Origin of the sequence: Kribbella sp. NPDC003557, assembly GCF_040610805.1 — a bacterium.
GTDB lineage: Bacteria > Actinomycetota > Actinomycetes > Propionibacteriales > Kribbellaceae > Kribbella.
The window spans coordinates 41,247-48,528 of the sequence record NZ_JBEXMY010000018.1; the positions used below are offsets into that span (position 1 = coordinate 41,247).

The 7,282-nt window shown below is 67.0% G+C and carries 7 protein-coding genes; 2 read left to right on the forward strand and 5 right to left on the reverse strand.

The genetic code is table 11. The features are described from left to right. Window position 1: 1 nt before the first annotated feature. Genes ABZW60_RS41280 through ABZW60_RS41295 form a run of 4 tightly spaced genes read right to left on the reverse strand, consistent with a single transcriptional unit; the run spans window position 2 to window position 4,426 of the window. The gene (locus tag ABZW60_RS41280) at window positions 2-895 is read right to left on the reverse strand and encodes a carbohydrate ABC transporter permease (protein ID WP_355486138.1); all 894 of its coding nucleotides are present in this window, start codon (window positions 893-895) and stop codon (window positions 2-4) included. Further along, the gene (locus ABZW60_RS41285) at window positions 892-1,797 is read right to left on the reverse strand and encodes a sugar ABC transporter permease (protein ID WP_355486139.1); all 906 of its coding nucleotides are present in this window, start codon (window positions 1,795-1,797) and stop codon (window positions 892-894) included. The genes ABZW60_RS41280 and ABZW60_RS41285 overlap by 4 nt, the downstream gene beginning before the upstream one ends. 2 nt (window positions 1,798-1,799) lie before the next feature. Beyond that, window positions 1,800-3,128 (reverse strand): extracellular solute-binding protein, encoded by a 1,329-nt coding sequence (locus tag ABZW60_RS41290; RefSeq protein WP_355486140.1) that lies wholly within the window; start codon window positions 3,126-3,128, stop codon window positions 1,800-1,802. Further along, on the reverse strand, window positions 3,095-4,426 hold the full coding sequence (locus ABZW60_RS41295; RefSeq protein ID WP_355486141.1) for a hypothetical protein: 1,332 nt from the start codon (window positions 4,424-4,426) through the stop codon (window positions 3,095-3,097). Before ABZW60_RS41295 ends, ABZW60_RS41290 begins: the two co-directional genes overlap by 34 nt. A gap of 141 nt (window positions 4,427-4,567) precedes the next feature. On the opposite strand from ABZW60_RS41295, the gene ABZW60_RS41300 reads away from it, so the two are divergent. Together ABZW60_RS41300 and ABZW60_RS41305 are read left to right on the forward strand one after the other, a co-directional pair. Next, window positions 4,568-5,455, forward strand: coding sequence for an NAD(P)-dependent oxidoreductase (locus ABZW60_RS41300; protein WP_355486142.1), 888 nt, complete (start codon window positions 4,568-4,570; stop codon window positions 5,453-5,455). 103 nt (window positions 5,456-5,558) lie between these two features. Next, window positions 5,559-6,065, forward strand: a complete 507-nt coding sequence (locus ABZW60_RS41305) for an ATP-binding protein (protein ID WP_355486143.1) — start codon at window positions 5,559-5,561, stop codon at window positions 6,063-6,065. Here the strand turns inward: ABZW60_RS41305 and ABZW60_RS41310 are convergent. Then, complete coding sequence (locus ABZW60_RS41310) at window positions 6,041-6,622, reverse strand: dihydrofolate reductase family protein (RefSeq protein WP_355486144.1); 582 nt, start codon at window positions 6,620-6,622, stop codon at window positions 6,041-6,043. The two genes, ABZW60_RS41305 and ABZW60_RS41310, sit on opposite strands and share 25 nt — an antisense overlap. Between the last annotated feature and the right edge of the window lie 660 nt (window positions 6,623-7,282).

The following is a 7,282-nucleotide window of genomic DNA, read 5'->3' on the forward strand; positions in this document are numbered from 1 at the left end:
CTCAGCCCTTCACTGATCCGGCGGCCATGCCCTGCACCAGCTTGCGCTGGAAGAGCAGAGCCAGCACCAGGGGTGGAACGACCGCGAGCACACCGGCTGCGGCCATCACGGTGAACTGGGTGTTGAAGTCGGTGGCGAAGTTCGCCGCCACCACCGGGATCGTCTTCGCCGCCTTGGTGCTGGTCAGGAACAGCGCGAACATGAACTCGTTCCACGCGGTCATGAACGCGAACACCGCGGCGGCGACCAGCCCGGGCGCCGCGACCGGCAGGAACACCGTCCACATCGTCCGGAACCATCCGCACCGGTCGACCCGGGCCGCTTCCTCCAGCTCCCGCGGCACCGACCGGAAGAAGTCCTTCAGGATCCAGATCGTGATCGGCAGCGCGAACGTGGTGTACGACAGGATCAGCGCGAGGTACGTGTCCAGCAGCCCGAACGACCGCATCAGCAGGTAGAACGGGATGATGATCGCGATCCCCGGCACCATCCGGGTCAGCAGGTACAGCACGAGCAGCACCTGACTCCCGCGGAACTTCAACCGCGAGAACGAGTACGCCGCCAACGTGGCCAGCACGAGATTCAGTACGGCGGTCGCGGTCGCCACGACCAGGCTGTTCCGCAACGAGTACGGCGTCTCCGACACCGCCCGGCCGCCGACCAACTCCTGCGCCGCGTTCGGCCGGACGAACCCGAGATAGTTCTCCAGCGTCGGATGCACCGGAGCCCAGTGCGGCGGCACCGCGATCGCGTCCACCTCGTGCATGAAACTCATCGCGACGATCCAGTAGAACGGCAGCACCAGATACACCGCGAATCCGGCCGCGAGCACGTAGAGCACGATCTTCTTCCACGGGATCCGGTAGCGGACCGGCACTTTCACGACGGTGCTCATACGTCGAAATTCCCCTTCCGGTACAGGAGGCCGATGTAGCCGACCGAGATGAGGAGGGTGATCGCGGTGATCACCCAGGCGTACGCGCTGCCGAGGCCGACGTCGGTGAAGGTGAGGACGGTCTGGACGTCGAGCAGGGCGATGGTGGTGGTCGCGTCGCCGGGGCCGCCGCCGGTCAGGACGTAGATGGTGTCGAACGCGCGGAACGCGTTCATCGTCTCCAGGATCAGCACGATCAGCAGCGGGTGCAGCAGCCACGGCACGGTGACCTGGCCGAAGCGCTGCAGCGCGCCGGCGCGGTCGACGGTCGCGGCGTCGTACAGCTCCGCGGGGATTGTCGACAATCCGGCGAGCAGAATGATGACCGAGAACGGCAGCGTGTTCCAGACCTGGGCGAGCGCCGTGAACAGGAACGCGCCGGAGCCGGACGTCAGCCAGGCGTGGTAGCTGTCGATCAGCCCGAGTTGCTGCAGCAGACCGTTCAGCGCGCCGGTCTTCGCGTCGAAGATCGTCCGCCACATCAGGCCGTTCACCACCCCGGGCATTGCCCAGGGCAACAAGGCGAGACTGAGCAGCAGACCGCGGCCCCGGAACCGTTCGTTCAGCACGAGCGCCAAGACCAGCGCGAGGACGACAGTGAGCCCGAGCACGACCACCACGAACAGCGCCGACACCTTGAGCGCGTTGAGGAACGCGTGGTCGCTGAACAGCGACGTGTAGTTGTCGAACCCGATGAACCGCTTGGCGCGCGGCCGTTTCAGGTTGTTCTTCTGCAGGCTGACGTAGAAGGAGTAGGCGATCGGGTACGCGACCAGCAGGGCGATCACCGCCAGGGCCGGGGCATTCAGCGCCCAGGCCTTGGCGTTGTCGCCCAGCGGCCGGCGTTCGGCGAGAGCGGCCATGCTCAGGAGTACTTCTTCTTCAGCGTCTCCGCGGTCTGCGCCAGCGAATCCATCGCCGCCGAGGGCTGCGTCTGGTTGCTCAGCACGCCCTGCACGACCTTGTGCATCTCGGTCTCGAACTCGGTGTACCAGGGCACACCGAGCACGTTGCGCGGCTTCGCGATCTCGGCCAGGTGCGCGTAGATCTTCGGGTCGGCGAACTTCTTCAGCGCCGCGGTGATCTCCGGATCGTCGACAATCGACTTGTAGGCAAAACCCAGTCCACGCTGCAGGAACCAGAACTTCGCCGTGTACGGCTGCTTGTCCGCGTCGTACCCGCCGAGGTACGTGAGCAGCTTGAACGCGTTGTCCTTGACCTCGGTGTCCTTCGCGAGCCCGTACATCCGGGTGTTGCTGACCGTCCCGTGCTCCTTGCCGTCCAGGCTCGGCACGAGCGCCATCTTGATCTTGCCCGCGGCCTTGGACTTGGCCGGGTCGTTGTAGTCACGGCTCGCGTAGCGCGCGCCGATCGTGTACGCGTACCGGTTGGCCTTCATCGCATTGTCGACCGGCACCGGCAGCAGCTGCAGCGACGCCGGGTCGATCACCTTGGACTTCGTCGCCGCCTGCTGCAACCAGGCGAAGACGTCCTTCGTGACGGTGTCGGACTTGTTCATGACCGGGTTCTGCTGGTCGTCGAACATGTTGCCGCCGCTGCCGAAGACGAGCGCCCACACCCAGGACCACCAGGTGTCGGACAACTGCGCGGGCAGGCCGATCGGATACTCCAGCAGGCCGGCGTTCTTGATCTTGAGCGCCTGCGCCTCGAGCTCCTCGAGACTGGCCGGCGGCTTCGAGATCCCTGCCTGGGCGAGGATTCCGGCGTTGTAGGTGAGGCAGTTCGCGTCGGTGTAGTACGGCAGGCCGTACCGCTTGCCGCCGTACGTCATCGCCTCGGCGTTGCCCGGATAGATCGCGTTGTAGACCTCGTCAACGCCCTCCATGCCGTCGAGAGGTTGCAGGTAGTCGCCCTCGACCCAGGCCGCGAGCGAGTCGTCGTACACGTAGAGCGCGTCCGGACCGCCGCCGCCGGTGAACTCGGCGACCACCTTCTGGACGTACTGCGCACTCGTGATCGGGGTGTAGTCGACCTTGACGTTGCTGGTCTTGGTGAAGCGGTCGAGGTTCTGCTGGACCAGTGCGGCTTCGTAGTCCCAGCCTTCGAACTTCACGCTGCCGTCGCCGGAGCCGCCTCCTCCGGAGGACGAGTCGTTCGAGCAGGCGGACAGCAGGGCGGGGCCGGCCAGTCCGAGACCGGTCAGCTTGAGGATGTGGCGGCGGGTGAGCTCCATGGTTGTGCCTCCAACGCTTGGGCGATGCGCAGTCGGTACAGACGCGTCGGGCGTCCTTTGGCGTGGTGCTGTGCGGTGCCCTCGACGCTCACCAGGCCGCCTGCGTCGAGGGTGCGGATCAGCCGGCGTCCGCTCTGATCCGTGATGCCGAGATGGCCGGCCAGCTCTCCAGGCGAGAGCGTGCGGCCGTGCAGTTCGTGATCCAGCGCGGCCAGCCGGGAGACGGTGGTCGCGCTCAGGCCGACGTACTTCGCGAGTTGTTCGACCTCGTCGCCGTGCTCGCGGTACGAGTACCGCAGCGCCTCGCCGACCGGGCCCATCGGGCCGATCACGACGCCGCTGTCCTCGAACAGGTACGCGCACGGTTCGTCGGCGAGCTCGGCACGCGCCGCCGCCTGCTCCGCGAGCAGGACGCAGTTGCGCGCCGACACGCCGACACCGAAGCCGGCCGAGATCCGCGCGCCGAGCGCCGCGGCGGCCTCGGCGAGTGCCGGTACGGCGACCCAGTTGCGGGTGATGCGCTCGAACAACGCCTTGTGGGCGAAGACGACGACACCGCGGCGCCCGCGGTTCTCGATCCAGGCGCCGGCGAACTCGGGGGTGTTGAGCAGGTGGTTCATCAGACCGATCCGGGCCCGTTCCTCGTCGGGCGCGTCCGAGATCAGGAAGACGCCCGCCGCGAACCGCTGCGCGCTGGCGCGGTCGGACTCGATCCGGAGCGCGAGCTCGTGCAGCTCGGTGCGGATCGTGGCCGGCACCGGCATACCGCTCATGATCTGGATCTGCCCGGCGAGCTGTTCGCGGACGGCGGCGCGGACGCTGATCACGTAGCTGCGTTCGCCGAACCGCCGGAACGCGTCCTGGTGGAAGGCGACGATCTCGTCGACGGTCTGGGTCGGTGCGTACGGCAAGCAGTCGATCTGGTCCTGATCGAGGTCCAGCGCGGCGGCGACCGCTTCGACCGCTTCAGCGGGGAACGTGTCGATGCTCACCGGGGTACGCCCGAGGCCGCGCTCACGGGCGCGGTATAGCGCGAGCGTCAGGTCGAGCGCCGACGAGCGGATCACGCCGACCGGCAGGCCGGGCGGGAGGAGTTCCTGGCTCGCCGTGTACGGCACCGGGCCGGCCAGGAAGCCGTCGAGGCGCGTCGTACTCAGGAACTCGGCGACCCGGTCGCGGATCTCGTCCTCGTGGTCGTAGCTGACCCACTCGAGATCCACGCCGCTCAACGTGCGCGCGGCGTCGTGGAACAACTCGTGGTGGGTCACGTGGGTGACGACCCCGATCACGATGTCCACGGCACTCCTTTAACGAACCATGTTCGGAAGTGACTCGTAAATCAATGTCGTCCAAGGTCTCGTGATTTCAGGCGCCAGGTCAAGGGATCGTGCGGGATTCGTTCAAGACGCGGCCGGCGTACGGCTCATAGCGTCACGGGCATGATTCTTGTGACCGGCGGGCTCGGGATGATCGGTGCCCACACTGCTCGCGCGCTGCTCGATCTCGGCCAGGACGTCGTCGTCACGTCGCACCGTCGGGGTGCGGTGCCGTCGTTCCTCGACGGCAAGGTCGCGGTCGAGTCGCTGGACGTGACGGACCGGGACGCGTTCCTCGCGCTCGGGCAGCGGTACGACGTCAGCGACATCGTGCACCTCGCCGGCAGCATCCCGGCCGACGATCCGGTCGCGTACTTCCGCACCGACATGACCGGACTGTTCAACGCACTCGACGCGGCGCGGGCTTGGGGTGTCCGCCGATTCGCGGTCGCGAGCAGCCTCGGCGTGTACATCGGGCAAGGCGAAAGCCCTTGGCACGAAGGGCTCGCGCTACCCGACGCGCAGCTGCCGCACCTCATCATCGCGTTCAAGAAGGCGGTCGAACCGATCACCACTCACGCGTTGCAGGGCACCGGCGTGCACCCGGTCGTGCTGCGGATCGGGTCGACGTGGGGACCGCTGATGGATCCGGAGTCGCCGTTCAACTTCATCCCGCCGTACGTCAGCGCCGTGCTGCGGGGCGAGACGCCGGCGCCGCTGTACGCCGACGACGGCGGTGACTCCTGCTACGCCCCCGACGCCGGGCGTGCGATCGCGCTCCTCGTCACGGCTGACCAGCTGAACCACACGACGTACAACGTCTCCAGCGGACAACCGCTTCGCAACGGCGACCTGGCTGACGCTCTCAACGTTCCGGCGCAGCCCGGCGGGCGGTTGAGCCCGCACCTCGACATCACCCGCCTCACGACAGACACCGGCTTCACCCCGCAGTACGACACCGCCGAGGCCGTCGCCCACTACGTCGCCTGGCGCTCCGAGAACCCACGCTGACCGATGCCCTCACCACCCAACGGTGAGCTTGGACAAGCTATTGCTTGTGCAAGCTCACCGGGACCTGTGCGAGTTGCTCGCCGGATGCGGTTGGATAGCGGGTGTGGCGGACAGCAGATTGGTGCTGATGTGCGGCAAGTCGTTCTCGGGCAAGAGCACGGTGGCGCGCGCACTGGCGCCACGGCTGCGGGCGCGGGTCGTCAGCCTCGACGAGATCAACGAGCGGCGCGGGCTGTGGGGCGGCGACGGGATCGCGGTCGCGGAATGGGTTCGCACGCACGAACTCGCGAGCGCCGAGGTCCGTGAGTTGCTGAGCTCGGGCTCGTCCGTGGTCGTCGACGACACCAGTTCGCCGCGGTTCCTGCGGGACAGGTGGCGGTCGCTGGCGGTCGGCGTTGGCGCCGGATTCACCTTGCTGTACGTCGATGTGGACGACGCGACCGTACGGCGGCGGCGTGCCGCGAACCGGCTCGATCCGCGGCGGCAGGATGTGGCGGACGACGTACTGGAGGAGCACCTCGCCGGGTTCGAGCCGCCCGGCGACGACGAGGACGCCGTACGGGTGAGGTCTGTCGAGGACCTGGATCAGCGGTGGAGGGTCGGGCGGTAGACGAGCTCCTGGGTGTTGCCGTCGAGGATCCGGGACTCGAGGATCTCGAGGTCGAAATCGGCGGCGCCGCCGAAGATCGGGTCGGAGCCGGTGCGGCCGGAGATCACCGGGAAGATCGTCACCTGGACGCGGTCGACGAGCCCGGCGGCCATCAGGGCACGATTCATCGCGAGGCTCCCGTGGGAGCGGAGCGGCAGGTCGGATTCCTGCTTCAGCTTGGCGACGACGTCGACCGCGTCGCCGTGCACGAGCGTCGCGTTCGCCCAGTCGAGCGGCCCGTCGAGCGTGGTCGAGACAACCGTCGACGGCATCGCCATCATCCGGTTGTTCACCGGGTCATCCACCTTCGGCGCGTCACTCGAGCCGAGAATCTCGCGGAACAGGCGGAACGTGTTCGCACCGAGCACGAGCCGCTGGTCCGAGCTGTAGGAATCCAGCCGCCGCTCGAGAAACTCCGGCCCGGCCTTGCCCCAGTACCCACCCCAGTCACCGTTCTCGTCGTACGACCCGAAGCCGTCGAGCGTGCAGAAGATGTCGAAGGTGTAGGTCGCGGTCATGATGCTCTCCTCAAGTAGGTCGGATGCGCCGTCAGTTACCCAACGAACGCCGAACCCGAGATCCGACAGCTAGTCCCGCGTTCGGCAAGCCGCACGACCGCGTTGCTCGCCGGAGCCGCCTTGTGGCGCTGTTTCAATTGGTTGACTGGGGCGCCGATGCCTCTACCCTGTAGGGGTCCGGTCCTGCTGCAACAGGCCGGACCCCTGCAGGTGGGTCGTTGGCTTAGCAGTCGTTGCGCCAGTGACTCAACACTGCAACCAGGGCCAGGATCGTCCGCAGCGCGTCCCAAGTGCCTCTGAGGATCCTGGCCCACCTCCTCTTGGACTTGGGCTCCTCTGGCGGGTCAGCCATCTCGTGCCTCCTTCGGGTTCGGTTTCTACAGAGCAAGGGTCGTCGATCGGCTCGATCTCCGGGAAACTCTGCTGCTCACTTTGCAAAGAATTGACGCTCGGAACCGGCAAATCCTCCTAGACTTTGTCCGAGGACAAATGCCTGGTGAAGATCTGTTGTCGACCCGAAGCGAGTTCGTTGATGCCGAATCAGAATTACGCCGTGGTGGTCGAGCTCGCCACCGCCCGGCATCCGCAGGTCCATCAGGATCACGTCCGGGTCCAGGTCGGCGGCCAGGTCGACGGCTTCGACGCCGTTGGCGGCCTCCG

Coding starts and splice junctions, on each gene's coding strand:
- ABZW60_RS41280 (WP_355486138.1), bottom strand. CDS start 895: ATGAGCACCGTCGTGAAAGTGCCGGTCCGCTACCGGATCCCGTGGAAG.
- ABZW60_RS41285 (WP_355486139.1), bottom strand. CDS start 1,797: ATGGCCGCTCTCGCCGAACGCCGGCCGCTGGGCGACAACGCCAAGGCC.
- ABZW60_RS41290 (WP_355486140.1), bottom strand. CDS start 3,128: ATGGAGCTCACCCGCCGCCACATCCTCAAGCTGACCGGTCTCGGACTG.
- ABZW60_RS41300 (WP_355486142.1), top strand. CDS start 4,568: ATGATTCTTGTGACCGGCGGGCTCGGGATGATCGGTGCCCACACTGCT.
- ABZW60_RS41310 (WP_355486144.1), bottom strand. CDS start 6,622: ATGACCGCGACCTACACCTTCGACATCTTCTGCACGCTCGACGGCTTC.